This window comes from Pseudomonas putida, assembly GCF_001941965.1.
Lineage (GTDB): Bacteria > Pseudomonadota > Gammaproteobacteria > Pseudomonadales > Pseudomonadaceae > Aquipseudomonas > Aquipseudomonas putida_L.
The window spans coordinates 15,775-41,269 of the sequence record NZ_MKZO01000024.1; the positions used below are offsets into that span (position 1 = coordinate 15,775).

Annotated in this window: 19 protein-coding genes; 7 read left to right on the forward strand and 12 right to left on the reverse strand. The window is 65.4% G+C overall.

The genetic code is table 11. The features are described 5' to 3' along the window. Nucleotides 1–33: 33 nt before the first annotated feature. From PSEMO_RS14010 to PSEMO_RS14045, 8 genes are all read right to left on the reverse strand, one after another. Complete coding sequence (locus PSEMO_RS14010) at nucleotides 34–3,678, reverse strand: transporter substrate-binding domain-containing protein (protein ID WP_081430258.1); 3,645 nt, start codon at nucleotides 3,676–3,678, stop codon at nucleotides 34–36. Further along, on the reverse strand, nucleotides 3,665–4,291 hold the full coding sequence (locus PSEMO_RS14015; protein ID WP_075803594.1) for a response regulator transcription factor: 627 nt from the start codon (nucleotides 4,289–4,291) through the stop codon (nucleotides 3,665–3,667). Before PSEMO_RS14015 ends, PSEMO_RS14010 begins: the two co-directional genes overlap by 14 nt. A 171-nt stretch (nucleotides 4,292–4,462) precedes the next feature. Beyond that, complete coding sequence (locus tag PSEMO_RS14020) at nucleotides 4,463–5,194, reverse strand: pilus assembly protein (RefSeq protein ID WP_075803595.1); 732 nt, start codon at nucleotides 5,192–5,194, stop codon at nucleotides 4,463–4,465. Between the two features lie 21 nt (nucleotides 5,195–5,215). Continuing rightward, nucleotides 5,216–6,205, reverse strand: coding sequence for a hypothetical protein (locus PSEMO_RS14025; protein WP_178391998.1), 990 nt, complete (start codon nucleotides 6,203–6,205; stop codon nucleotides 5,216–5,218). 198 nt (nucleotides 6,206–6,403) lie between these two features. Then, nucleotides 6,404–8,944: a TcfC E-set like domain-containing protein gene (locus PSEMO_RS14030; protein ID WP_075803596.1), complete on the reverse strand. Its 2,541-nt coding sequence runs from the start codon at nucleotides 8,942–8,944 to the stop codon at nucleotides 6,404–6,406. 103 nt (nucleotides 8,945–9,047) lie between these two features. Further along, on the reverse strand, nucleotides 9,048–9,530 hold the full coding sequence (locus PSEMO_RS14035; protein WP_075803597.1) for a CS1 type fimbrial major subunit: 483 nt from the start codon (nucleotides 9,528–9,530) through the stop codon (nucleotides 9,048–9,050). A gap of 395 nt (nucleotides 9,531–9,925) precedes the next feature. Beyond that, nucleotides 9,926–11,221, reverse strand: a complete 1,296-nt coding sequence (locus PSEMO_RS14040; protein WP_075803598.1) for an ATP-binding protein — start codon at nucleotides 11,219–11,221, stop codon at nucleotides 9,926–9,928. A gap of 9 nt (nucleotides 11,222–11,230) precedes the next feature. Beyond that, nucleotides 11,231–11,932 carry a response regulator transcription factor gene (locus PSEMO_RS14045; protein ID WP_075803599.1) on the reverse strand — a complete coding sequence of 234 codons (702 nt, stop codon included), beginning with the start codon at nucleotides 11,930–11,932 and terminating at the stop codon, nucleotides 11,231–11,233. A 160-nt stretch (nucleotides 11,933–12,092) separates the two neighbouring features. Between PSEMO_RS14045 and PSEMO_RS14050 the strand changes: the two genes are divergently transcribed. From PSEMO_RS14050 to mobA, 3 genes are all read left to right on the forward strand, one after another. Beyond that, the gene (locus PSEMO_RS14050; RefSeq protein WP_144443576.1) at nucleotides 12,093–13,271 is read left to right on the forward strand and encodes an efflux RND transporter periplasmic adaptor subunit; all 1,179 of its coding nucleotides are present in this window, start codon (nucleotides 12,093–12,095) and stop codon (nucleotides 13,269–13,271) included. 11 nt (nucleotides 13,272–13,282) lie between these two features. Next, nucleotides 13,283–16,405: an efflux RND transporter permease subunit gene (locus PSEMO_RS14055; RefSeq protein ID WP_075803600.1), complete on the forward strand. Its 3,123-nt coding sequence runs from the start codon at nucleotides 13,283–13,285 to the stop codon at nucleotides 16,403–16,405. Between the two features lie 179 nt (nucleotides 16,406–16,584). Further along, nucleotides 16,585–17,178, forward strand: a complete 594-nt coding sequence (gene mobA / locus PSEMO_RS14060) for a molybdenum cofactor guanylyltransferase MobA (RefSeq protein WP_075803601.1) — start codon at nucleotides 16,585–16,587, stop codon at nucleotides 17,176–17,178. Here the strand turns inward: mobA and PSEMO_RS14065 are convergent. The 3 genes from PSEMO_RS14065 to gnd all read right to left on the reverse strand — a co-directional run bounded on the left by PSEMO_RS14065 (nucleotide 17,164) and on the right by gnd (nucleotide 20,729). Then, nucleotides 17,164–17,592, reverse strand: coding sequence for a MarR family winged helix-turn-helix transcriptional regulator (locus PSEMO_RS14065; RefSeq protein WP_075803602.1), 429 nt, complete (start codon nucleotides 17,590–17,592; stop codon nucleotides 17,164–17,166). The genes mobA and PSEMO_RS14065 overlap by 15 nt on opposite strands. 597 nt (nucleotides 17,593–18,189) lie before the next feature. Further along, on the reverse strand, nucleotides 18,190–19,692 hold the full coding sequence (gene zwf, locus PSEMO_RS14070; RefSeq protein WP_075803603.1) for a glucose-6-phosphate dehydrogenase: 1,503 nt from the start codon (nucleotides 19,690–19,692) through the stop codon (nucleotides 18,190–18,192). Next, nucleotides 19,689–20,729: a phosphogluconate dehydrogenase (NAD(+)-dependent, decarboxylating) gene (gnd, locus tag PSEMO_RS14075; protein ID WP_256721138.1), complete on the reverse strand. Its 1,041-nt coding sequence runs from the start codon at nucleotides 20,727–20,729 to the stop codon at nucleotides 19,689–19,691. The genes zwf and gnd overlap by 4 nt, the downstream gene beginning before the upstream one ends. Before the next feature lie 127 nt (nucleotides 20,730–20,856). On the opposite strand from gnd, the gene PSEMO_RS33495 reads away from it, so the two are divergent. Further along, nucleotides 20,857–21,024, forward strand: a complete 168-nt coding sequence (locus tag PSEMO_RS33495; RefSeq protein ID WP_178391999.1) for a DUF6026 family protein — start codon at nucleotides 20,857–20,859, stop codon at nucleotides 21,022–21,024. A 1-nt stretch (nucleotide 21,025) separates the two neighbouring features. On the opposite strand, the gene PSEMO_RS14080 is transcribed toward PSEMO_RS33495, so the two are convergent. After that, entirely contained in the window at nucleotides 21,026–21,634 is a 609-nt protein-coding gene (locus PSEMO_RS14080; RefSeq protein ID WP_075803605.1) for a LysE family translocator, read from the reverse strand. A 112-nt stretch (nucleotides 21,635–21,746) separates the two neighbouring features. Between PSEMO_RS14080 and PSEMO_RS14085 the strand changes: the two genes are divergently transcribed. From PSEMO_RS14085 to PSEMO_RS14095, 3 genes are read left to right on the forward strand one after another with little or no spacing between them, the layout of a single operon-like run. Beyond that, complete coding sequence (locus tag PSEMO_RS14085) at nucleotides 21,747–22,679, forward strand: LysR substrate-binding domain-containing protein (protein WP_081430260.1); 933 nt, start codon at nucleotides 21,747–21,749, stop codon at nucleotides 22,677–22,679. A gap of 36 nt (nucleotides 22,680–22,715) precedes the next feature. After that, the gene (locus tag PSEMO_RS14090) at nucleotides 22,716–24,365 is read left to right on the forward strand and encodes an MFS transporter (RefSeq protein WP_075803606.1); all 1,650 of its coding nucleotides are present in this window, start codon (nucleotides 22,716–22,718) and stop codon (nucleotides 24,363–24,365) included. Beyond that, nucleotides 24,362–25,495: an HlyD family secretion protein gene (locus tag PSEMO_RS14095; protein WP_075803607.1), complete on the forward strand. Its 1,134-nt coding sequence runs from the start codon at nucleotides 24,362–24,364 to the stop codon at nucleotides 25,493–25,495. Before PSEMO_RS14090 ends, PSEMO_RS14095 begins: the two co-directional genes overlap by 4 nt.

Sequence of the window (25,495 nt, forward strand, 5' to 3'; positions counted from 1 at the left end):
CGGAATTCTCCGACGGCTACCAGCGGTACTGGCTCAGGCCCGGCAGACCTGCTCCAGGCGCTGGGCCAGGGTCGCCATGGCCAGGCGCAGGTCAGCCACCAGGGGCTCGATGGGCTGCGTCTTGCGCGGCCCGTGAACCGCCTGCTCGATGTTTTCGCAGGCCCGCAGCAGCCAGCGCGCCTTGATGATTCGCGCGCCGCCCTTGACCCGGTGGGCCAGGTCGGCCAGCCCGCCGAGGTCGTCGGGGTGCAGCTCGGCCAGGCGCGCGAGGTCGTCGCGGTTGCTCAGCAACAGGTCGCGCAGCAGGTCCTTGATCGCCTGGTCATCGCCGCCGGTGAGCTGGCGCAGGCTGGACAGGTCATGGCCCTCGCCCAGTACGCCAGCAGCGCCGGGCTCGACCGCCAGGCGCTCTTGCGCGCGGGGCGCCAGCCTGGCGGCCAGCGCCGTCAGGTCCAGGGGTTTGAACAGGCAGTCATCCATGCCTGCCCGCAGGCAACGCACGCGCTCCTCGGCCTGGGCGTTGGCCGTGCAGCCGAGCAGCAGCACCGAGGACTTGCCCTTGCGCCGTTCATCCTCGCGTACCGCCCGGGTCAGGGCGTAGCCGTTCATACCGGGCATGTTGCAGTCGGTGATCAGCACATCGAAGTGCTGGCGCAACCAGGTGCGCAGGCCCTCATGGCCGTTGGCCGCGGTGACCACGCGATGGCCGAGGTAGCTCAGTTGCTGTTGCAACAGCAGGCGATTGGCCGGGTAGTCATCCACCACCAGGATGTCCAGCGCAGCCATCTCCCCGGCCTCGGGTTGAGGCAGGCTGGCCAGGGTCTCTGCGCAGGGCGTCAGCCGCGGCAGGTCGAGGCGCAATTGCGCCCGCGTGCCGACGCCCAGGGTGCTGTCCAGGTGCATCTCGCCGCCCATCATGGCGCACAGCGCATGGCTGATGCTCAGGCCCAGGCCCGTGCCGCTGCGCGCGCCCTGCAGGTTGTTGCTGGCCTGGCGGAACGGCCGGCCCAGTTGGCTCAGTTCGTCGGCCGGAATACCGACCCCGGTGTCTTCCACGGCCAGGTGCAGGCCAACCCGTTCGGCGCCGAGTTCCAGGCTCAGGGTGACGCATACCAGGCCTTCGTCGGTGAACTTGATGGCATTGCTGATCAGGTTCGACAGCACCTGCTGGAAGCGCAGCGGGTCGAGCAGCACCTGCACCGGCCCGTGGCCCTCCATGTCCAGTTTCAGTTGCAGGCGCTTTTGCCGGGCCTGGCCTTCGAACAGACGCACCGTGCTTTCCACTTCGCGATACAGGTCCACCTGCTGTGGCGCCAGGGTCAAATGGCCGGATTCGATGCGGGTGATATCGAGGATATCGCCGACCAGGTCACGCAGCCCCCGCGCTGCGCCGGAGGCGACCTCCAGGGCCAGGCGGTCGAGCACACCCTCGCCGGACTTGCGCAGGGCCAGCTCGAGCATGCCCAGCAGGGCGTTGAGCGGGTTGCGGATCTCATGGCTCATGGTCGCGAGGAAGTGGGTCTTGGCCCGGTTGGCCGCCTCGGCCTCGTCCTTGGCCTGTTGCAGGGCATGGTAGAGCTGCTGGCGTTCGGAAATGTCGATCCAGCCACCGATCAGGCCCTTCACCGCACCGTCGCTGCCACGATACGGCAGCATCCAGTGATAGATGGTGATGCGCCGGCCGCCGAGCACCAGCTCGCGGTCCTCCACCAGTTTCTGGCCGAGGGCAATGACCTGGCGCGAGGCTTCGCGACAGTGGCGGCTCTGGGCTGCGCCGATCAACCATTCCGGCAGCGCCTGGTCGATCACCGACTCGAAGGTGACGCCCAGGGCATCCAGGTAACTGACATTGCAGGTGATCAGCCGCCCGCGGCGGTCGCGCACGTAGATCGGGTTCGGCGTGCCGTCGATCATCACCCGCATGAACTCCACCTGCTCGTTCAGCGCCTTTTCCGCTGTCTGGCGCCGGCGTACCTGGCGGCGCAGACTGCGAATCCAGTACACCGCGAGAAACATCAAGGCCACGGCCATGAGGAAGGTCTGCAGGATCATCCCGCGGTACTTGCGCCAATAGGTGTCGGCGATGATGACCTCGCTGCGCCAGCGACTGGTCAGGTCGTCCATTTCCTGCGGGCTGATGCTCAGCAGCACCTTGTTGAGGATCGACATCAGCTCGCTGGCGTCACGGCGCCCGGCAAAGGCGAAATGCAGGGCCGGCAGGGGCAGCGCGGCGCTGATGTGCAATTGGCCGCGGTAAAAGCGCGCGATGCTGTAGCGCGCGCCGATCAGGCTCACCACTGCGGCATGCGCCTCGCCGCTGACGACCCGCTCCAGGGCTTGCAGCGGGCCGTCGCTCCACAGCGGACGGATACCCGGGTGCTGTTCGCGCAGGTAGTCCTCGATCACGCTGCCCTCGACCAGCGCCAGGCGCTTGCCGTCCAGTTGCTCGAGGCTGTCGAAGCGGACGTTGTCGCGGGTCACCAGGACCAGGCCGTTGCTCAACCAGGAGCGGCTGAAGGCAACCTGTTGCTGACGGTCCTGGCTGAACGGCAGCGCGGCCAGCAGATCGACCTCGTCGGCCTCCAGGCGCCGGGTCATCTCGTTGAAGCCCGCGCGTTCGACAATGTCGAACGCCAGCCCGCTGCGCTGGCTGATGATCTCCAGCAGATCGGCGCTGATGCCGCGGAACGCGCCGTTGTCGTCGCGGTAGGTGACCGGCGGGAACTGCTCGTCGATGGCCACCCTGATTCGCGGATTGCGCTGCAGCCATGCCTCCTCGTCCGGCGTCAGGTCCAGCCGCTGGGGCTCGACGAAACCGGCCCTGCCGGCGTTCCAGCGGCGCAGGATGTCCTGGCGGGTCTGCTCGGGAATCTGTTCCAGGGCCTGGTCGACCAGCGCCTTGAGGCGCCGGTTGGCCGGGCTCAGGGCAAAACCGTAGTGGCCATCCTGGAAGCGTTCGGCGGCGCTCAGTTGCAGGGCGCTCAGATAGCTTTTTTGCAGCAGGTAGCGCGACCCCAGGGCGTCACCGATAAACAGATCGGCCTGGCCGAAGGCCACGGCGCCCAGGGCGTTGAGTACCGACGGGTAGACCACCGGCACGGCCTGGGGAAACAGCTGGTGCACACGCTCGGTGGACAGATAGCCCTCGCGCAGGGCCAGGCGCACACCGGGCTGGTGCGGGTCCGCTGGCGTCGCGCGGTCATTGCGGCTGACCAGTACCGGGAGGTTTTCCGCATAGGGCTGCGACAGCAGCAGGCCGCTGCGCAACGCCTCGTCGGCGTTGGAGGTGCCGAGCAGATCGATTTCGCCGCGGGCCAGGGCGTCCAATGCCGCGCTGCGGCTGGCATAGCGGCGCACCCGCAGGTCCAGGCCGAGCAATTCGCCGAGCAGGCCGGCATAGTCCGCCGTCAGGCCCTCGTAATCGCGCCCGATGGTGGTAATGTCGAACGGCACCCGGTCCGGACGGCTGACCCCCAGCCAGAGCGTGCGCCGCGCCCACAGCCATCGGCGGTCGTCATCCTCGAGCTGCAGCGGCAGTTGGTCGCCGAGGCTGGAGCGGGCCAGCAGGCTCGGCGCCTCGCCCCAGGCCAGGGCGGCGCCCAGCCACAGGCAGGGCCCGAGCAGGAGCAGCAGGCGGACCAGGCGCTTCAGCGGCCAGCGCCGCTCAGATAAGGTCATGACGCCTGGCCAGGTCGGCCAGGTCAACCTGGGAATCGACCCGCAGTTTCTCCAGCAAGCGGGTCTTGTAGGTACTGATGGTCTTGTTGCTCAGCAGCATGGTCTCGCCAATGACCTTGTTGCTCAGGCCACGCGCCAGTTGCTGAAGGATCAGCAGCTCGCGGTCGGTCAGGCGCTCGATGCGCTGCGCCTCGGTGGCCTGGCAGTCGTAGCGGTTCACCGAACTCAGCGACACCTCGGGAAAATAGGTATAGCCCGACAGCACCGCCATGACCGCCTTGCGCAGTTCGGTGAGGTCGTCGTTCTTCGAAACGAAGCCCGAGGCCCCGAGGCGCATGCAGCGCATGGAGAAATAACCAGGCACCTGGGAGGTCAGCACGAGCATTTTCATGCGCATGTTCGCCGACTTGACCCGGGTGATGATCTCCAGGCCGTCCATGCGCGGAATGGAAATGTCGAGGATGGCGATATCCGGCTCGTGCTCGCGCATCATGCGCAAGGCATCCACGCCGTTGTCGGCCTCGGCGACGATGTTGATGTTCTCCTGGCGCAGCAGCATGCGCACGCTGGCACGAATGAATGGGTGATCGTCGACGATCAAGGCTGTGTACATGTGTCCCTCACTCTCTGGGTGACATACCTGTCGGCGGGCAGTGCTGAATCGCAACCAGTCGCAATAGCGTCAAAGTGCCACTACCTTGTGGCACGCAGTATCGGTTGCCGGACGGGCACATGTGCATCAGACATTTCCTGTGTCGGCGCAGGAAATTTCCCAGCGTTAGCTTCAACCCTTGATTTCGACGCGTCGTCGCTCTCCTCCCTCGATCAGTTCGAAGCGGTACACCCGCCCCGGCGAGCGGGCGAACAGCCGCGACACGCCGGGGCGGATATGGTGCTTGGTGGCCACGGCACAGTGCTTGCCGCTGCTGTCGCAGTCATTGAAATGATCGAGGACCACGGTGGAGCTGCCCTGGTTGCTGACCCGGAACTGGCCGTCCAGCTCGCTGATCCCGGTGTCGAAGCGGGTGTCCTGTGGGCGGATGAACAGCAGCGAGCCATAGCCGGCAAGGATGTTCACCCCGGCCTTGAGCTCCTGCTCGTAGCGCTCGGCTTCTTCGTCGCTGATGGCGAAGCCGTCACCGTGCTCGGGCAGCACCGGCACGAAACGCAGGCGGAAATAACGTTCACCGCCCCGCTCGCCGCGGTACAGCAGGCGCACCGCCTGCATGCCGCCGGCCGGGACGATCAGCCGTGCCGGGCTGGCAATCAGCGGCCGCTCGGCCACCGGCAGGTCATCATGGGACACCTCGCGGGGCGCGCTCTGCCCGTCATGGATCAACTCGACCACGCTGACCTTGACGAAGGCGGTAGTGTCGCCCAGGTTGCGCACGCGCTTGAGCAAGGTACTGGATCCACCGTCGAGGTAGTCGTAGAGGCCGCCGACATTGATTTGCGGGCCGGCCTGCGCAGTGCCGGCCAACAGGCCCAGGCACAGCGCGAACAACAGGGTTTTCATGGTGCAGCTCCTGAAGAACACTTAGAAATCGGCATCGAATACCACCGTGACATCACCTTCGTAGCGCGCCCCGGGGTAGCGGGTCATTTCACTCACGGCGTGCTTGTCCACCTGGAAATGCAGGCTGCCGCCGCGGTTCAACGCCGGTTGCGTGGCCTCCAGTTCGATGGCGGTAGCCTCGCCAACCGGTAACGGCAGGCGGGTGACCGGTTGACCGTTGTGCAGGATGACGCTGGGCAGGGTCAGGGCGACCTGGACCGGCACCTGGTGGTCATTGGCGTCGTTGCGGATGGCGCACTGGCTGCCCAGCGGGTACTCGCAGCGGGTATGCACGGTGAACGGCCCCGACGACCAGATGCGCAGCGGCAGATCGCGGTACAGGCGCTCGGGCAGGCGCTTGTTGTTCAGCCATTGCGTCCAGCCACCCGGCGGCTCCAGCACCACCCGCTCGGAACCGGCCGGGAAGTCGATGACGAAGGCGTGCACCACGTCCAGTTCGAAGTTGATGGTCAGGTTGCTGGTGTTGAGGTTGCTGACGTCGTTGCCGAAGTCGAAATCGGCACCGGGGCCGACCTGGTAGGTGGTCTGGCCGCGGTACATGCCCTGCTTCATGCGCAGGGGCGACGGGGTTACCAGGCGGTAGGCAACGCCGAAATCACGAGTCTCCACATCGCGTTCCATCCCTGGCGTACCCGGACTACCGATGGGATAGCAGTAATCAGGGTTGCCCGGGCTTTTCACGCTCCACAGGTAGGACGCCCAGGCCCCGGTGCCCAGGGTGTACAGATAGCCGCACCCCCCGCGGACATACAAGGTGTACACCGGGCTGTTGCTGGTCGTGCTTACATACTGGCTGATAGCGAAGATTTCAAAGGTCAGTTGGTAGCTCTCGCCGGTCAGATCGTGGGTCACCGTCACCGTGCGCCGGCCTGGAACCTTGATGTAGAACAGGTCGCGATGGTCCGGCGCACTGTGGGTGGTCTTCTTGCTGTAGGTGATGGGTATGCCCACCGTTTCCACGCCGTTGCAGTAATGCGGCCAGCGTCCGCAAAACGCGGCCTGGGGCGTGGTGTTGATGAACTCGTTGCCCGCCGCGGTATTCGGCGGTGATGGTGACCTCCTCCGCCACCGCCGGCAGCGACAGGAGCAAGGCCAACAGTGCGAGGCCGATCAGCAGGCTTCGGGTCATGATGATTTCCTTGCGTGGCATCAGGCGTCACCTCCCTGGGTGCGCGGGTGGCGGACGGCGAGGCTGTCCGGCGAGCAGACCTGGTCGCCCACCAGCAGCACATCCTCCTGGCGCTGTACGCCGGGATCGAGGCTGAGCAGGCAGAGGCGCTGGCCGCCCTGGCGGATTTCCAGGGTCGGGGTCGATTCGCTCATTTCCACGGCGAAGAAGCCGTCGGCTTCGCTGACGCTGCGGCTGGCGTGGTTGATGACCATGGCCCCGCGCAGTGGCTGGCCGTTGTGGTCGAGCAGGCGGCCGAGTACGGTGACCGTGCGCATGACCCGCAGCACCCGGTAATCCACGCCCCCGCGGTTGAGGTGATAGGTCAGTGACGACGGCTGGATCACCGCCGCAGGCACACGGCCGTCCTCGAAGTCGAGTTGCACGCTGCCGGACTTGTAGGCGCTCACCGGAATCACGTTGCGCCCCGGGCGCAGCACGCTGGCATGGCCGTCGAGGTCATCGACCCGCAGCTTGAGGTCGGGGTAGTCCGACTCCACGTCGACGATCAGCCCGGCCTCGTACGGCAGGTACTGGCCACTCAGGGCGGCCTTGCCGCCGCCGATGGCCAGGGTGCTTTCCAGGTTGAGGCCGCCGCTGACCTGATTGTTGTACGAGGAGTTCTGCACATAGGCATCGCCATGCAGCGCGCGGTTCTCGAATTGCGCGTTGGCGGCGAACGCCGCGCCATAGCGGTCACCATTGATCGTGCCACCGACGGTGCGCAGGGTGCTGTCCTCGATATCCTGCTGGTAGGTCAGCGAGGTATTCAGGTCGCGGCCGCCGTCGCGCGAAGTGCGGGTGCCGAGGCTGCCGGACAGGCGCCGGCCCGGCCCGCCGAGGCTCATGCTCAGGCTCAGGTTGACCCCGCGGTTGCGCTGGTTGCCGCTGCTGGAGTTGCCGGGGCGATCGAACAGCGCGACCCGCCAGTTGGCATCCGAGCCCATCAACTGGCCGTGTTGCGACCAGCCCAGGTCCAGGGCCACGCCGCTGTTGCCGTAGCCGCCATCGCTGTGGCTGAGGCGCAGGGTCGCCGTGCTTTTGCGGGTGATGCGCTGGCTGACCGACAGGGACGACTGGCGCATCTCGTGACTGCCGGGCTGCTGGCGGTAGTCGTCATCGTTGTAGTCGTAGCCGTCCAGACGGCGCTGGCGCGGGTATTCGATCCACGAACGGTTGTGGCTGAGGACCACGCTGCCCGACTCATGGTGCCAGACACCTTGCAGGTCATAGCCATTGCCACGCTGGTCGGTATGGAACACATTGCCGAACACCTTGAGGCGGTCCAGGGCATCCCAGTCCAGCGAGGTGCCGTACTGCATCTGCCCGTCGATGCGCTGGGCCGAGGCCCCGGCCACCAGGCGCGGGTGCAGCAGGTAATTGGTGATGACCCCGGCGGCCAGCCCGCCGTAGTCCTCGTCGTCCCAGTTGCTGAGCAGTTCGCTCTGCTTGCCCAGGTACAGGTTGTAGCGCCAGGGTGAGGCGTTGTTGCTCCAGTTGTTGGGCTTGTAGATGAACTCTTCGTTACGCGAAGTGACCTGGCCGTCCTCGATCAGGCGCACCTCCACCTCGTAGATGCCACCGGGCAGGACCCGGGTGTCGATGGCCTGCAGGCCGGGTTGTACCGGCTGGCTGTTGATCAACTGGCCATTGCGGTAGATCTCGACGAGCCCCGGGCGGTTGGGGGTGACATAGATCGGCGTGGCACTGGCCTTGCCGTTGTCGATCGCCAGGCTGTCGCTGCTGCCGAACATCAGCCCCAGGGTGGTATCCGGGCTGTTGCCGAGCAGGCGCGGCTGGCGGCTCATGGCCTGGGCGCCAGGGGTGAAATAGCCGAGGCGGAAGAAGTTGTCCTGGTGCACGCGCTCGGCGAACAGCTCGTCGACCCGGTGCCGGGTCTGTGGACGGTCCTCGTTGCTGCGGTCGACCTGGGCCTCGGCCACGGTGGTCCAGTTGCCGACGCTGCCCTGCCCGCGCAAGGCGTAGCGGCCGACGGTTTCCTCGCCGTCACGGCTGAGGTTGAGCTGGTTGCGCAGGATCACGCCCTGGCTGCCCTGCTCGGGCAATGGGTGCCAGGCGGCCTGCTGGTCGCGTTCGGCGTTGCGGGTGAGGATCGACAGTTGCGAGTTGGCCAGGCTGTAGTGCACCGCCAGCAGGTCCTGGGGGCAGGCCTTGATGCAATTGCCCAGGGCCTGGCCGGCCCGCAGCACCTCGCCCCAGCGCTGGCGCACGGTATCTGGCTCCCGGCTTTCGTGGGTATCGGTGAACTCCAGCAGCTGGACCCGCTCGTCACGGCTGAGTACCACCATGGCTTCACCGAGCAGGCGACCGTCGAGGTCGATGCGCACGGCCAGGGGTACGTCGAAAAAGTGCTCGTCGAATTCCTTCGGCAATCCTTCGGCCTGCCGCAGGATGCCAAGCTGACTGGTATTCCCCGTCTCTTCCCTGGCGCTGACCTCGGTCAGCCAGGCGGCGGCCACGCAGCAGCCCACCGCCATTCGTATGGATGTCGCAAGAGACATGTGTGATTGCTCGTCGCGGATGGAGGCAACTCCAACCACCCCCGGCCCGGCATGGGGAGCGCCGGACCGGGGACGATTGGAAAAGGGAGGGACTGGCCCGGATTTACTCGGCGGTGGTTTCGAACATCATGTTGACCACGCCCAGGTAGTTGCCCGGGGTGTAGCCACCGGTGCCTGCGGCCTTGGCGGCCACTTCGAAGCCGACGATGGCGCCGGGGGCGGCCTGTTCCTGGCTGATGACCTCGGCGGAGGTCAGGGTCAGGGACTTGCCGGCGACGCTGACTTCGAGGCCGATGGTGTCGGCGCCGCTGGTGATGGTCGCCGGGTTGGTCAGGTAGGCCGAGATCGGTCCGGTGGTGCTGCGTACCTGGAGTTGCTTGCGGATCGGTTGCAGGGTTTGCTGGAACGAGTTCCAGGCCATGTCCTGCGGCTCGTTCATCCAGTTGCCGCCTACCGGCTCGACGTAGAAGCTTTCGGTCGGGATGGTGGCGGTCACGGTGACCTGTTTCTCGATCGGGTCGGCCGCCACGGCGGTACCGGCCGCCATCATCAGTGCCAGTGGGAGTGCGAGAACGCTGTATTTCATGACCAATTTCCTTGTTGGGTGGCAAATTTTCCGGTAGTCCGGCAATGGCGCCGGACGGAGCGGATTATTCGCTAACAGGGGAAATGGCTTACATCAGACATATCCCAGCGAGACGAGGAAATTTCCCACCGTCGTCCGCTGAAAGGTGATTGGAGACTACCCGTGGGGTGGTAGGACATACGGATACCGCGATCCGTGTAGGAGCTGGTTTACCTGCGATGGACCGCGTTAGCGGTCCCAAAACCTGCCACTCCGAGCATCTGGAGGAATGCCATTCGAAAGTTGCTGTGAATCCAGGATTTCACATGACACCGACTCGTGCGGGATGGTTTTGGGACCGCTACGCGGTCCATCGCAGGTAAACCAGCTCCTACACCGACCGAGTGGGATTCAGTTCAGTGTTTTGGCAGGAAGATGCTGAAACGCGCCCCGCCCAGCGCCGACTGCCCGACCGTCAACACCCCGCCCTGGCTCTCGATCACCCGTCGGCTGATCGCCAGCCCCAGGCCAAAGCCGCCAGTGGCCCGGTCGCGACTGCGATCCAGGCGGTAGAACGGCTGGAAGATCTGCTCGCGCTCCTGCTCGGGAATGCCGATGCCGTCATCCTCCACGGTGATCAGGCAGTTGCCCTGCCCGTCCAGGCTCAGCTCGAGGACCAGGCGCCGGTGGCAATAGCGCATGGCATTGCGGATCAGGTTCTGCACCGCGCGGGCGGTCATGCGTGGATCGAGGGCGAAGCGCTGCTCGCCGCCACCGCGTACTTCCCAGCAGATATCCCGGCTGTCCAGTTCTTCGGCAAAGCTGCCGAGGATGCTGTCGACGAACTCCAGCAGCGACACCTCGACCCGCTCGACGCTCTGTCCCGGCGTCTGCAACCGGCTATAGGACAGCAGCTCGAGTACCAGCTCATCCAGTTCGCGCACATGCCCGACCAGTTGCATCAAACGCTTGCGGCTGGCCGCCGGCAGTTCGTCGTAGAGCAGCACCAGGCCGAAATCCAGGCGGGTCAATGGCGTGCGCAATTCATGGGAGACCGCATTGAGCAGCTCGCGCTGCTGGGTCAGCAAGTGCTCCAGGTCCTGGGCCATGGTGTCGAACACCGCCGCCAGCGCACCGATGTTGGAGCGCGGCGAGATCAGGGTGCGCTCGGAGAGCTGGCCGCGACCGAGCAATTGCGCGGTGGCCTTGAGCCGTTGCAGGTCGCGCCAGTGCGGCCACAGCCAGAGCAGCAGGCAACCGAGCAGCGCAGCACCGATCAGTACGGTGATGCCCCACGACAGCAGGTTGATATCGAACGGATCCGGCGGATTGCGCAAGGCGACCAGCCACTGACCACCGAGGGGCGCAATGGCGGTGTCGTAGTAGCCCCAGTCGCCCAGGCGCACCACGTTGTGACCGGCGTCGAGACGCTCGCGCTCTTCATCGCTCAGGTCCAGTTGCTCGCGGGTGCGCAGCTCGATGGCCAGGGGCGCGAAGTCCGCCGCCAGCGCCTCTGCCACCCGCGGCCATTCATTCTCCGGCGTCTGGCGGAACTGCTTGACGATCAGGCTCTGCACGCCCCGGGCCTGATCGAGGTTGTAGGCCACGTAACGGTCGTTGAACAGATGCAGGATCGCGTCCGGGATCAGGAAGATACCGCCGGCATAGGCAATGATGGTCAGCAGGTACAGGCGAATCAGGATCTTCAGCATGGCCCGTCCTCAGACTTCCCATTCCACGCGACTGAACAGATAGCCCTTGCCCCACACCGTCTTGATCTTGCGCGCTTCGCCGGCATTGTCGTCGAACTTGCGGCGCAGCTTGGAGATGGCCACGTCCACCGAACGGTCGGTGCCGTTGAACTCGATGCCGCGCAGGTGCTGGAGGATGTGGTCGCGGCTGAGCACCGTGCCGGCGTTCTTCGCCAGCACCACCAGCAGGTTGAACTCGCCGCTGGAAAGCTCCACCGGCAGGCCGCGCCAGGTCACAGTGCGTTCGGCCAGGTCGATGGACAACCCGCCGACCAGCAGGCGGTCGCTCTCCAGGTGCGGCTCGGCGATGCTGCTGCGGCGCAGCAAGGTGCGCACCCGGGCCAGCAGAACACGGGGCTCGCAGGGTTTGCTGACGTAATCGTCGGCGCCCATTTCCAGGCCGAGGACCTGGTCATGGCTATCGTCGCGGGCGGTGAGCATCAGGATCGGCAGGGTCTGCGATTCGGCGCGCAACAGCCGGCACACCTGCAATCCATCGAGACCCGGCAGCATCAGGTCGAGGATCACCAGGTCAGGCCTGTCCCGGCGCACCTGCTCCAGCACCTGGTCGCCGCGGGCAATGACGCTCACGGTGAAACCATTGCGTTGCAGGTAGCTGGCAATCAGCTCGGACAGGGCGCAGTCGTCTTCGACCAGAAGGATGTTGGGCATGGTTTGGCTTGATCGGGTGGGCAGGAAAAGTCGGCAGGATATAGAACCCGGAAAGGTAAGAAGTTATTTCTTCACACTTTTTAACAGACGTTCTACAGAGCTTCACAGCCCGATGCCGGGCGGCTGCGTACCATGCGACGGTCATTTATGGAAGATCCCTATGTTTCCTTCAAGTCCCGTCCGTCTGCGCCTGCTGCCCCTCGCCGCCGCCTTTCTTCTGCTTGCCGCCTGTGGTGATGAACAGGCTGGCGAAGAGGCCCAAATGCCCACGCCCAATGTCTCGGTGGAGACCGTGCAGGTCCAGGCGCTGGCGATCAGCAGCGAACTGTCCGGTCGCATCCAGGCGCCGCGTATCGCCGAGGTGCGGGCGCGGGTCGCCGGGGTCGTGCTCAAGCGTGAATACCGTGAAGGCAGCGATGTGAAACAGGGCGACGTGCTGTTCCGCATCGACCCGGCACCCTTCCAGGCCGACTACGACAGTGCCCGCGCGACCTTGGCCAAAGCCGAGGCGACCCGCTACCAGGCGAAGCTGCAGGATGAGCGCTACGCCGAGCTGATCGCGATCAATGCCGTCAGTCGCCAGGACCGCGACAACGCCCGTGCCGCCGCGATGCAAGCGGATGCCGATGTCGCGGCGGCCAAGGCTGCCGTGGAGCGGGCGCGCCTGAACCTCGGCTATGCCACGGTCACCGCGCCGATTTCCGGGCGCATTGGCCGTGCCCTGGTCACCGAGGGCGCACTGGTCGGACAGAACGAAACCACGGCCCTGGCGACCATCCAGCAACTCGACCCTATCCACGCCGACGTGACCCAGTCGACCCGCGAGATCAACGCCCTGCGCCGTTCGTTGCGGGCTGGCGAGTTGCAGCAGGTCGGCCAGGACCAGGCCAAGGTCACCCTGATCCAGGATGACGGCACGCCCTACCCGCTGCCCGGCAAGCTGCTGTTCTCGGATATCGCCGTGGACCAGAGCACCGGGCAGATCACCCTGCGCAGCGAGTTCCCCAACCCGGATCTTGACCTGCTGCCAGGCAGCTTTATCCGCGTGCGCGTCGAGCAGGCGGTGCAGCCCAAGGGCATCAGCGTGCCGCAACAGGCGATCCTGCGCGACAGCGCCGGGCAGCCGCGGGTATTGGTGGTGGATGGCGAGCAGCGCATCGTCGAACGCCCGGTGCTGCTCGGTGCCGCGCAGAACAACCGCTGGATCGTCAGCGACGGCCTGAACCCGGGCGAACGCGTGGTCACCGAGGGCCTGCAACACGTCAAGGCCGGTGATCAGGTGCAGGTCACGCCCGCCGCCGGAGCCCGGCAGCCCATCGTCCAGACTTCCGGCCAGTGAGGGCCTGATCCATGCCACGGTTTTTCATTGATCGCCCGGTGTTCGCCTGGGTGGTCGCCCTGTTCATCCTTCTCGCCGGCGCCCTGGCCCTGCCCAAGCTGCCGGTAGCCCAGTACCCCAACGTTGCGCCGCCGCAGGTGGAAATCTACGCGGTGTACCCCGGCGCTTCGGCGCAAACCATGGACGACAGCGTGGTCAGCCTGATCGAGCAGGAGCTCAACGGTGCCGACCACCTGCTGTATTTCCAGTCCCAGAGCAGCCTGGGCAGCGCCACCATCACCGCCACCTTCGAGCCCGGGACCAACCCGGAACTGGCCCAGGTGGATGTGCAGAACCGCCTGAAGATCGTCGAGTCGCGACTGCCCCGGGCCGTGACCCAGCAAGGCTTGCAGGTGGAGAAAGTGTCCACTGGTTTCCTCCTGCTGGTGACCCTGGCCTCCGAGGACCCGCGCCTGGACGAAACCGCGCTGAGTGATTTTCTGGCGCGCAACGTGATGAACGAGATCCGCCGCCTGCCCGGCGTCGGCAAGGCGCAGTTGTATGGTTCGGAGCGGGCCATGCGCATCTGGATCGATCCGCAGAAGCTGATTGCGTTCAACCTCACGCCTGAGGACGTCAATACCGCTGTTGCGGCGCAGAACGCCCAGGTCGCTCCGGGCAGCATCGGCGACCTGCCCGGCCGCCCGGGTCAGGAAATCACCGCCAACGTGCTGGTCAAGGGGCAACTGTCGAGCCCGGAAGAGTTCGCCGCCATCGTCCTGCGCGCCAATCCGGACGGTTCCAGCGTGACCATCGGCGATGTCGCCCGGGTCGAGATCGGCGCCCAGGAATACCAGTTCGGCACCCGCCTCAACGGCAAGGCCGCCACCGCCTTCAGCGTGCAACTGGCACCCGGCGCCAACGCCATGCAGACCGCGACCCTGGTCCGCGAGAAGATGGACGACCTGTCGCGCTACTTCCCGCCCGGCGCGAAGTACGACATCCCCTATGACACCTCGCCCTTCGTCAAGGTCTCCATTACCCAGGTGATCCACACCCTGGGCGAGGCCATGGTCCTGGTGTTCCTGGTGATGCTGCTGTTCCTGCAGAACATCCGCTACACCCTGATCCCGACCCTGGTGGTGCCGGTAGCGCTGATGGGCACCTTCGCCGCCATGCTCGCCCTGGGCTTTTCGATCAACGTCCTGACCCTGTTCGGCATGGTCCTGGCCATCGGCATCCTGGTGGACGACGCCATCGTCGTGGTGGAGAACGTCGAGCGGATCATGATGGAGGAAGGCCTCCCGCCGAAAGAAGCCACGCGCAAGGCCATGGGCCAGATCAGCGGCGCCATCGTCGGCATTACCGTGGTGCTGGTGGCGGTATTCCTGCCGATGGCCTTCATGAGCGGTTCGGTGGGGGTGATCTACCAGCAGTTCTCCATGTCCATGGCGGTGTCGATCCTGTTCTCGGCGTTCCTCGCCCTGAGCCTGACCCCGGCCCTGTGCGCCACCCTGCTCAAGCCGGTGGCCAAGGGCGAGCACCATGAACGGCGCGGCCTGTATGGCTGGTTCAACCGCCGCTTCGAGGCGATGAGCAACGGCTACCAGCGCTGGGTGGTGCACGCGATCGCGCGCAGCGGGCGCTACCTGCTGGTCTATGCCGTGCTGTTCGGCGCATTGATCTTCAGCTTTGGCCAGTTGCCGTCGTCGTTCCTGCCGACCGAGGACCAGGGCTACACCATTACCGACGTACAGTTGCCGCCGGGGGCCAGCCGTGAGCGGACCGAACAGGTGGCGGCGCAGATCGAAGAGCACAACGCGGCGGAGCCGGGTGTCGGCAATACCACGGTGATCCTTGGCTTCAGCTTCTCCGGCAACGGGCAGAACGCGGCGCTGGTGTTCACCACGCTCAAGGACTGGTCGGAACGGGCCGCGGATGACGCCGCCGCGGCGATTGCCGAGCGCGCCACCATCGCCTTCAGCCAGTTCAAGAACGCCATTGCCTACTCGGTGCTGCCGCCGCCGGTGGACGGCCTGGGCACCTCGACCGGCTTCGAGTTCCGTCTGCAGGACCGTGGCGGCCTGGGCTATGCCCGGCTGATGGCGGCCCGCGACCAGTTGCTCGCCGCTGCGGAAAAAAGCCCGGTGCTGGTCAACGTGCGCGAAAGCGCCCTGGCGGAAAGCCCGCAGGTGCAGCTGGAAATCGACCGCAAGCAGGCCAATGCCCTGGGCGTGTCCTTCGCCGATATCGGCACGGTGCTGAATACCGCAGTGGGTTCCAGCTACGTCAACGACTTCCCCAACCAGGGGCGCATGCAGCGGGTGGTGGTGCAGGCCGAAGGCGACAGCCGCAGCCAGGTCGAGGACCTGCTGAAGATCCATGTGCGCAACAGCAGCGGCAAGATGGTCCCGCTGGCGGCTTTCGCCAAGGCGCAGTGGGTGTCCGGGCCGGTGCAACTGACCCGCTACAACGGCTATCCGGCGATTGCCGTCAGCGGCGAGCCCGCTGCGGGCCACAGCTCGGGTGAAGCCATGGCGGAAATCGAGCGCCTGGTAAGTGAGCTGCCATTGGGCTTCGGCCTGGAATGGACCGGTCTGTCCTTGCAGGAGCGTTTGTCCGGCAGCCAGGCGCCGCTGTTGATGGGCCTGTCGTTGCTGGTGGTGTTCCTCTGCCTGGCGGCGCTGTATGAAAGCTGGTCGATCCCGACTTCGGTGCTGCTGGTGGTGCCGCTGGGGATTCTCGGGGCGGTGCTGGCAGTGACTCTGCGCGGCCTGCCTAACGATGTGTTCTTCAAGGTTGGCCTGATCACCTTGATTGGTCTCTCGGCAAAGAACGCCATCCTGATCATCGAGTTCGCCAAGAGCCTGGTGGATGAAGGTCATGACCTGGTGGATGCGACGGTGCGGGCAGCGCGCCTGCGCTTGCGGCCGATCGTGATGACGTCGCTGGCGTTCATTCTCGGCGTGGTGCCGTTGGCCATCGCTACCGGGGCCAGTTCGGCGAGCCAGCAGGCGATTGGTACCGGTGTGGTCGGCGGGATGCTCACTGCGACCCTGGCGGTGGTGTTCGTGCCGGTGTTCTTCGTGGTGGTGATGCGGGTGACGGGGTATCAGAAGAAGACTGAGGCGCTTGCGGGCGAAGTGAACTCCTGAAGATGTGAGGCTGGTTGTACCGGCCTCATCGCTGGCAAGCCAGCTCCCACAGGGTCCGCGGTGAATGCGATCCCTGTGGGAGCTGGCTTGCCAGCGATGAGGCCCTCAAGAACAACACAGTTGAAACCTGCCATCGCCCATGGGATGGTGCCAGCCTTGACCTGCCGGAAGCCCTGCCCATGAGCAACACCCTCCCCCCCTGCTCCATCCTCATCCTCGCCGGCGGCCGCGGCCAGCGCATGGGAGGGCGGGACAAGGGGTTGCTGGAGTGGCGCGGCGAGCCGATGGTCGCCCATCTGCATCGCACCCTGCGCCCGCTGACCGACGACCTGATCATTTCCTGCAACCGCAACCTCGAGGCCTACCGCCCCTACGCCGACACCCTGGTGCAGGATGCCGAAGGCGACTTTCCCGGCCCTTTCGCGGGGGTGTTGGCCGGCCTGGCGGTAGCCCGGCATGACTGGCTGCTGGTGCTGGCCTGCGATGCACCGAAGGTCGATCGAGCGTTGCTGGAGTCGCTGCTGAAGCTGGCCAGCGACGCCCATGCCCCGGCCATGGTCCGCCAGGGCAGCCATTGGCAGCCCATGTTCAGCCTGATCCCGCGCACACTCACAGCCACACTTTCAGCCGCCTGGGAAAGTGGCGAACGTAGTCTGTCGTGGGTGTTGCGCGGCGGGCCCTTGCTGGCTCTGGAATGTGCCGAAGACGATCCCCGGCTGGCCAACTTTAATACGCCCGATTACCTGGACGATCCTGCTTCAGCGCAGCCGTGAGCGGATTTGCTGGCAGGTGTCGAGCATCTGCTGCATGTTGCCCGGCTCCAGGCCCAGCTTGCCGTTCATGCAGTCGAGCAGTTGCGCGGCCTCGAGCTTGAGCGCCTTGCCCTTCTCGGTCAGCAGCACCTTGCGCCGGCGCCGGTCGCCGGGGTCGAGGTAGACGGTGATGAAGCCCGCGTCGGTCAGACGACGGATGATCGGCGTCAACGTGCCGAGGTCGAACAGGGTCACCGCACTGAGGGAACTGATGGACATGTCGTCCTCGCCCCAGAGGCCAATCAGCACCAGCAACTGCGGGTAGGTCACGCCATGCCGGCGCAACGGCTCGCCATAATCGCGGACCATGGCATTGGCGGTGGAATACAGGGTGAAGCACAGCATTCTGTCGAAATCGAAGGTTGGTTCTTCCATAGGCGTCTCTCGTGCGGTGCTCATGCAGCCACCGCGGCTTGCTCGTTGCGTGCCCGGTCCTGCGGCAGAGTGCGTGTGCCGGGCATGGTATTTTTCTTCGGTGTCCAAACCCCATACGCAAGCATCGGGCCAGCGCAGCACCTGACCGTAATCAGGCCGTGCGGAGTCAGGAAAATAGTGTTGGAAAGCAGACGGTTCATCCTTGAATACCTGGGGCGCCAGGCCCCGGGATCGGCGTGGCGCCAGTCGCTACGACCTTGCGCACCCGGTACAGGCCTTGGTGGGCGGACAATGGCAGGCGATACGGGAGGTTGTCAGTGACTTCACGGGCCAGATTAGTGCGTAACGAGTCCAGTACAGGGACGCTCTCCATGGGAGCCCTTATTGGTTTGTGCAAAAAGTAAAGAGGCAGTTGGTCGGAAATGTCTTGAAATGTGAACTGCTTCCGGTTTTTGCCAAGATTGCCGTATTCGAACGAATATAGCCAGTTGCTAGTGCGGCGAATAAATGGCGTCAAAAAACGGCAAAATGCCCGTACCAGACGGGCATTTTCAGGGGATCGTGAACGATAGAGGGGAAATGTTGCAGTCTCGGGTTTCAGCCCAAATCATGCCAATTGCGTTTGTCTTTATTCAGCAAATCGTTCGCGGCTGCCGGGCCATCTTCCCCGGCGGCATATTCATGCACCACGCCACCCTCCTTCCAGGCATCGAGGAACGGCTGCACCGCACGCCAGCCGTTTTCGATGTTGTCGGCGCGCTGGAACAGGGTCTGGTCGCCGGTCAGGCAGTCGTAGATCAGGGTTTCGTAACCGGTGGCCGGCTGCATCTTGAAGAAGTCCTTGTAGGCGAAACCCAGGGCGATGGTTTCCATCTCCAAGGCGGGCCCGGGACGCTTGGCCTGCAGGTCGAACCACATGCCTTCGTTGGGCTGGATCTGGATCTTCAGGTAGTTGGGCTTGGGCCGCTCGGCATCGCTGTCGCGGAACTGCGCATACGGCGCCGGCTTGAAGCAGATGGCGATCTCGGTATCGCGCACGCTCATGCGCTTGCCGGTACGCAGGTAGAACGGCACGCCGACCCAGCGCCAGTTGTCGATCATCACCTTGAGCGCGACGTAGGTTTCGGTCTGGCTGTCCGGTTCGACCCGCGGCTCCTGGCGATAGCCCTTGAGCTTCCTGCGGCCCTGCTTGCCCTCGGTGTACTGGCCACGTACCGAGTTCTTCAAGGCCATGGCCTTCGACCAGGGCCGGATCGCACCGATGACCTTGGCCTTCTCGCTGCGCACCGCATCGGCGCCGAATGCGGCCGGTGGCTCCATGGCAACCATCGCCAGCAACTGGAACAGGTGGTTGGGGACCATGTCGCGCAATGCGCCGGTGTGGTCGTAGAAAGCTGCGCGCTCCTCGACGCCGACGGTTTCCGCTGCGGTGATCTGCACATGGTCGATGTAGTGGTTGTTCCAGAACGACTCGAACAGACCGTTGGAAAACCGGCTGACCAGGATGTTCTGCACGGTCTCCTTGCCCAGGTAATGGTCGATCCGGTAGATCTGCTTTTCGCTCATGACCCGCAGCAGGCTGGCGTTGAGCATCTCGGCGCTGGCCAGGTCCGAGCCGAACGGCTTTTCGATCACCACCCGCCGAAAACCCTCGGTTTCATTCAACAGGCCGGCTGCGCCGAGACGCTGCACCACGTCGGAGAAAAACCGCGGCGCGGTGGCCAGGTAGAAGATCGCGTTGCCATTGCGTGACCTGCCGATGTGCTTGCCGATGGCCTGGTAGGTGTCGGCGTCGAGGAAATCACCGGTCAGGTAGTCGATGCGCTTGGCCAGGCGTGCCCAGCGCTTCGGGTCGAAGCATGCCGCGCCCTCTGCGGCACCCTTGTCGCGCTCGCGCATGAAGCTTTCCAGGCGCGCGGCAAACTCGGCGCCGGTGGCCTGGTTGTGATCGACCCCGACGATGCGCAGGTTGTTGTCCAGCAGGCCGTCACGGCTGAGGTTGTAAAGCGCCGGCATCAGCAGGCGCTTGACCAGGTCGCCGCTGGCGCCGAACAGGAACAGGGTGCAGGGTGGCGCGGTTTCCACGTTGTATTGATTCATTCGGGACGCTCGACATGGCCGCCGAAACCGAAACGCATGGCCGACAGCAGCTTGTCACCGTAGGTGCCCTGCTGCTCCCGCGAGCGGAAGCGGGCGAACAATGCGCTGCTCAACACCGGCACCGGCACCGCCTGTTCCACGGCGGCGTCGATGGTCCAGCGGCCCTCGCCACTGTCGGCGACGGCGCCGCTGTAATGACTGAGTTGCGGGTCCTGCGCCAGGGCGTCCGCGGTCAGATCCAGCAGCCAGGAGGTGACCACACTGCCGCGCCGCCAGACCTCGGCGATCTGTGCCAGGTCCAGATCAAAGCGCTGGTCCGCCGGTAGTGCCTCGCTGGCCTTGCCACGCAGGATGTCGAAGCCTTCGGCGTAAGCCTGCATCAGGCCATATTCGATGCCGTTGTGGATCATCTTGACGAAGTGTCCGGAACCGGCCGGGCCGGCGTGGATATACCCCTGCTCGGCGCGGCTTGGCTGGCCTTCGCGACCGTGGGTGCGGGGGATGCTGCCGACTCCGGGTGCCAGGCTGGCGAACAGCGGATCGAGGCGCTCGATGATCGCCTGCTCGCCGCCGATCATCATGCAATAGCCGCGTTCCAGGCCCCAGACGCCACCCGAGGTGCCCACGTCGACGTAGTGCAGCTGGCGTTTCTGCAGCTCGCCGGCGCGGCGGATGTCGTCCTTGTAGAAACTGTTGCCACCGTCGATCAGGACGTCGTCGGCGTCCAGCAGGTCGGCCAGTTGCGCCAGGGTCTGCTCGGTCGGTTCGCCGGCCGGCAGCATCACCCAGATCGCCCGGGGCTTGCTCATCTGCTTGACCAGCGCCGGCAGGTCCTTGGCGCCTTGCGCGCCCTCCGCCACCAGCGCGTCGATCGCCGCCTGATTGCGGTCATTCACTACCACTTGATGCCCGTTTCGCATCAAGCGCCTTGCAATATTGCCGCCCATGCGGCCCAGCCCCACGATTCCCAGTTGCATGTGCCGATGCTCCAGTCGATGGAAGAAGTCCTCAAGGTTAGTCCAGTGGACAGGAGCGATGGTTTCACGACGAACGGCGAGACAGTGCCCAATAAAAAAGTTCCCTCCATGGAAAAAAGAATTCAGAATCGCGCCCCGTCAAGCGTCTACGCTTCAGTTGTGTGACACGCCATTAGTGAGGTCCCCTATGCAAACCCTGATCTCGGCAGCCCCGCCCCAGACGCTCTACGTCTCGATCCGCCGCGACGAACTGCAACGCCTGAAGCAGGAGCGCGACCAGCTCCAGGAGCAGGTGGCGCGCCTCAACCTGCTGCTCCAGCAGGCCCAGTTGAACAACCACGAAATGTCCCGCTGATTCAGCCCAGCAATACGCGGCACCAGTAGATCACCCCCACTGCCGCCAGCAGCAACAGCATCCACGCTGACAGCCGCGACACCCACGCCCTGCAGCGTTGCGCCAGGGCGTGACGCATCAGGCCGATGTACAGCGCCAGGATGCCCAGGTCCACCACCAGCCACAGCAGGGCCAGCAGGCCGATACTGGTACCGAAGGACTCGGTCACCGGGATGAACTGTGGAAACAGGGCGACGAAGAACAGGATGTCCTTGGGGTTGGCAATCCCGATCAGGAAACCCTGCCACCAGCCGTTGGCTTTTTTCGCCGTGCCCTCCTCGCCCGCGCCACTGTCGCGCAAGCCACTGAACCCCAGCCAGCCGATGAACAGGCAGCCTGCCAGCGCGCCCCATTGCAGCACCTGCGGGCTCAGCGCCAGCGTCCCGGCCAGCACCGCCGCCGCGGCGGCCACCAGGATCAGCGACGCCGCATTGGCGCCAAGGGCCGTGCGCACGGCGCTCGCGGTACCGGAACGGCTGGCGGCATCCAGGACCAGTAGCACCACCGGCCCCGGGGTAGCGATCAGCAGGATGACAGTGCCTAGGTAGGCGATCAGCAGCGGTGTGTTCATTTCTCCCCCTTCGAAGCTTTCAGTCCGCGCATTCTGGGGTGTACCTGGTACCTTGAAAAACGCAAAAAGCGCTGGCCTACTATGATTCCAACTCATGATGAGCCTGCCCGCCATGGCCGATCGCCTGCCTCCGCTCTATGCCTTGCGCGCCTTCGAGGTCGCCGCTCGCTCCTGTTCCTTTACCCGCGCGGCCGATGAACTGGCCCTGACCCAAAGCGCGATCAGCCGGCATATCCGCAGCCTGGAAAGCCATCTGGGCTGTCGCCTGTTCGAGCGCAATGGACCGCGCCTGCGCCTGACTGATGTCGGGCAGCAGTTGGCCAGGCAACTGAATGCCGGCTTCAGCCTGATCGAACAGGCTTGCCAGCCATTTCACGAAGGCGCCCGGCAACTGCGCCTGAAAGCCCCGTCGACCCTGACCATGCATTGGCTGCTGGCGTGCCTTGAGCGGTTTCGCCAGGCGCCGGAGAGCATCGCCGTGCAGTTGGCCAGCGTGTGGATGGACCAGGACCATGTGGATTTTTCCAGCGAGCCCTATGACTGCGCCGTGCTGCTGGGCAATGGACAGTTCGGTGAGCAGGTTGAATGCCGCAAGCTGTTCGAGGAGTGGCTGATACCCATCTGTGCGCCGTCGCTGCTGGGGGACGGCAGCTGGGATGCGTCGCGTCTTGCCCGGGTTGCGCTGGTGCATCCCTCTGCCGATCGCCGGGACTGGAAGCGCTGGCTGCAGGGCAGCGGCCTGTCGGGGCAAGTCGAGCTGGACCGGGGCATTTGTTTCGACACTCTGGACCAGGGCATGGGGGCAGCGATGGCCGGGCATGGCGTGTCGATCGGCGATCTGGCGCTGGTTGCCGGGCATGTGCGCGATGGCCGGCTGGCGCTGCCGTTCCGCCAGGCCGTGGCGACCGGTGATGGCTACTACCTGGTCTGGCCGCGAGGGAGTGCCTGGGAGCAAGGGGTCGGGCGGCTGGGGGATTTTCTGATGACGCATCGGCCAATGCTGGCACTTCCCGGGATGGATGTTATTCCCCGACACCTCGCGTAAAGTTTTCCTACGCGCTCATGGATTACCGCCCTACCGATGGACAAATACGCCCCCCGCCAGTGGCTCCCCCACGAGAAACCCACCCTGCCCGGCTCGCCCTCGACGCCGCTGCATGCACCGGGCAAGCGCCTGGCTTATGGCGCGGTCGGCCTGCTGGTGGCGATCACCGGCGGCCTGGGCAATGCCCTGGTTACCGCCAACCTGACCTTTCTCCAGGGCGCCCTCGGCGCCACCAGCGCCGAGATGGCCTGGCTGCCCGCCGCCTTCGTCATGACCAACGTGTCGATGAACCTGCTGCTGGTGAAATTCCGCCAGGAATTTGGCCTGCGCGCGTTCACCGAGGTGTTTCTGGTGCTCTACGCGCTGGTCACCTTCGCCCACCTGTTCGTCAACGACCTCAACTCGGCGATCGCGGTGCGCGCCGCCCATGGCATGGTCGGCGCGGCCCTCAGTTCCCTGGGCCTGTATTACATGATCCAGGCCTTTCCGGCGCAGTGGCGGCTCAAGGCCATGGTGCTCGGCCTGGGCGCCTCGCAACTGGCAGTGCCGCTGGCCCGGGTATTCTCCGAAGACCTGCTGCAGATCGCCGAATGGCGCGGCCTGTACCTGTTCGAACTGGGCCTGGCCCTGGCTGCGCTGGGCTGCGTATTGATGCTCAAGCTGCCTCCCGGCGATCGTTTCAAGACCTTCGAACCCCTGGATTTCCTGACCTTCTCGCTGATGGCCAGCGGCACCGCCCTGCTCTGCGCGGTGCTGTCCCTCGGGCGTATCGACTGGTGGCTGGATGCGCCGTGGATCGGCGTCGCCCTGGCGTCGTCCATTGCCCTGGTCTGCAGCGGCCTGGCCATCGAGCACAACCGCAGCAACCCGTTGCTGATGACCCGCTGGCTGGGCAGCGGCGCGATTGTGCGCCTGGCCCTGTGCGTGGTGTTGATCCGCATGGTCACCTCGGAGCAGTCCACCGGCGCGGTGGGCTTCCTGCAGGCGCTGAACATGGGCAGCGAGCAGATGCGCCAGTTGTACTGGATCATGCTCCTCGGCGCCGCGGCGGGCCTGGCCACCAGCGCCCTGACCATCAATCCGCAGCATCTGGTCCTGCCGCTGTTCATCTCCCTCGCGGCCATGGCCACCGGGGCCTTCATGGACAGTTCGTCGAGCAACCTGACGCGCCCGGCGCAGATGTATTTCAGTCAGTTCCTCCTGGCCTTCGGCAGCACCTTCTTCCTCGGCCCGAGCATGGCCCTGGGCATCGGCCATGTGCGCGCCAACCCACGCAACCTGGTGAGCTTCTCGGTGATGTTCGGGATCTGCAACAACCTCGGCGGCCTGCTGGGCGCGGCGCTGCTCGGCACGTTCCAGAGCGTGCGGGAGAAATTCCACTCCAGTCACCTGGTGGAAAACCTCAGCTACCTGGAACCCCTGGTCAACGCCAGGATCCAGAGTGGGGGCGCCGGCTACGCCGGGGTCATCGCCGACCCGGCCCTGCGCAGCGAAGCCGGCATGCGCCTGCTGGCCAGCGCCGCCACCCGCGAGGCCACTATCCTGGCCTATAACGATGTCTTCATGCTGATCGGCAGCATCGCCGTGCTGACCATGATCTGGATCTTCATCCGCAGCCTGCGCTTGCGCTATCTCGCCCGCCAGGCCGCGGCCACCACCACTCCAAGCGACGCGCCGAGCCGATGACCCAGGAAACGCCCTCGACCACCACCACCGCCATCGCCGAAACCCCGGAAGGCGTCACCCCGCCCAGCGAACCGACCAGCCCGGCACGCACGCGCCGGGTGCACTGGCTGGCAACCCTGAGTTTTGCCGCCGTGGCCATCACCGGGATTCTCGTGGTGCTCTACGCCTGGCGCCTGCCGCCCTTCGGCAGCGCCATCGAAAGCACCGAGAACGCCATGGTGCGTGGTCAGGTGACCATCATCGGCCCGCAACTGGCCGGCTATATCGTCGAAGTGCCGGTGCACGACTTCCAGTTCGTCAAGGCCGGCGACCTGCTGGTGCGCCTCGACGACCGCATCTACACCCAGCGCCTGGCCCAGGCCACGGCGCAGTTGCAACAGCAACGGGCGGCCCTGGCCAACAACCTGCAGCAACGCAACAGCGCCGAGGCGGTGATCGCCCAGCGCCAGGCAGCCATCGATGATGCCGCCGCCCAGGCCACGCGCAACCAGGCCGACCTGCGCCGCAACCAGGCGCTGGCCAGCGATGGTTCGGTCTCCCGTCGCGAGCTGGACCTGAGCCGCGCCAGCCACGCCGCCGCCGTCGCCAGCCTGGCCCAGGCCAGGGCCGCTCTGGAAATCGCCCGCCAGGACCGCGAGACGGTGATCGTCAACCGCGCCGCCCTCGAAGCCGCCGTGGAAAACGCCAAGGCCGCGCTGGAACTGGCACGCATCGACCTGGACAACACCCGGGTCACCGCTCCGCGGGACGGCCAGCTCGGGCAGATCGGCACCCGGCTAGGGGCCTACGTCAACTCGGGCGCGCAACTGATGGCGCTGGTGCCGGAGGTCAAATGGGTGATCGCCAACCTGAAGGAAACCCAGATGGCCAACGTGCGCATCGGCCAGCCGGCGACCTTCACCGTGGATGCCCTGAACCACCTCAAGCTGCACGGCCATGTACAGCAGATCGCCCCGGCCACCGGCTCGGAATTCGCCTTGCTGCAGGCTGACAATGCGACGGGCAACTTCGTCAAGATTGCCCAGCGAATTCCGGTGCGGATCACCGTGGATGAGGACCAGCCGGAGGCGCGGCATCTGCGGCCGGGGATGTCGGTGGTGGTGAGTATCGATACCCGCGACGAACGCTGA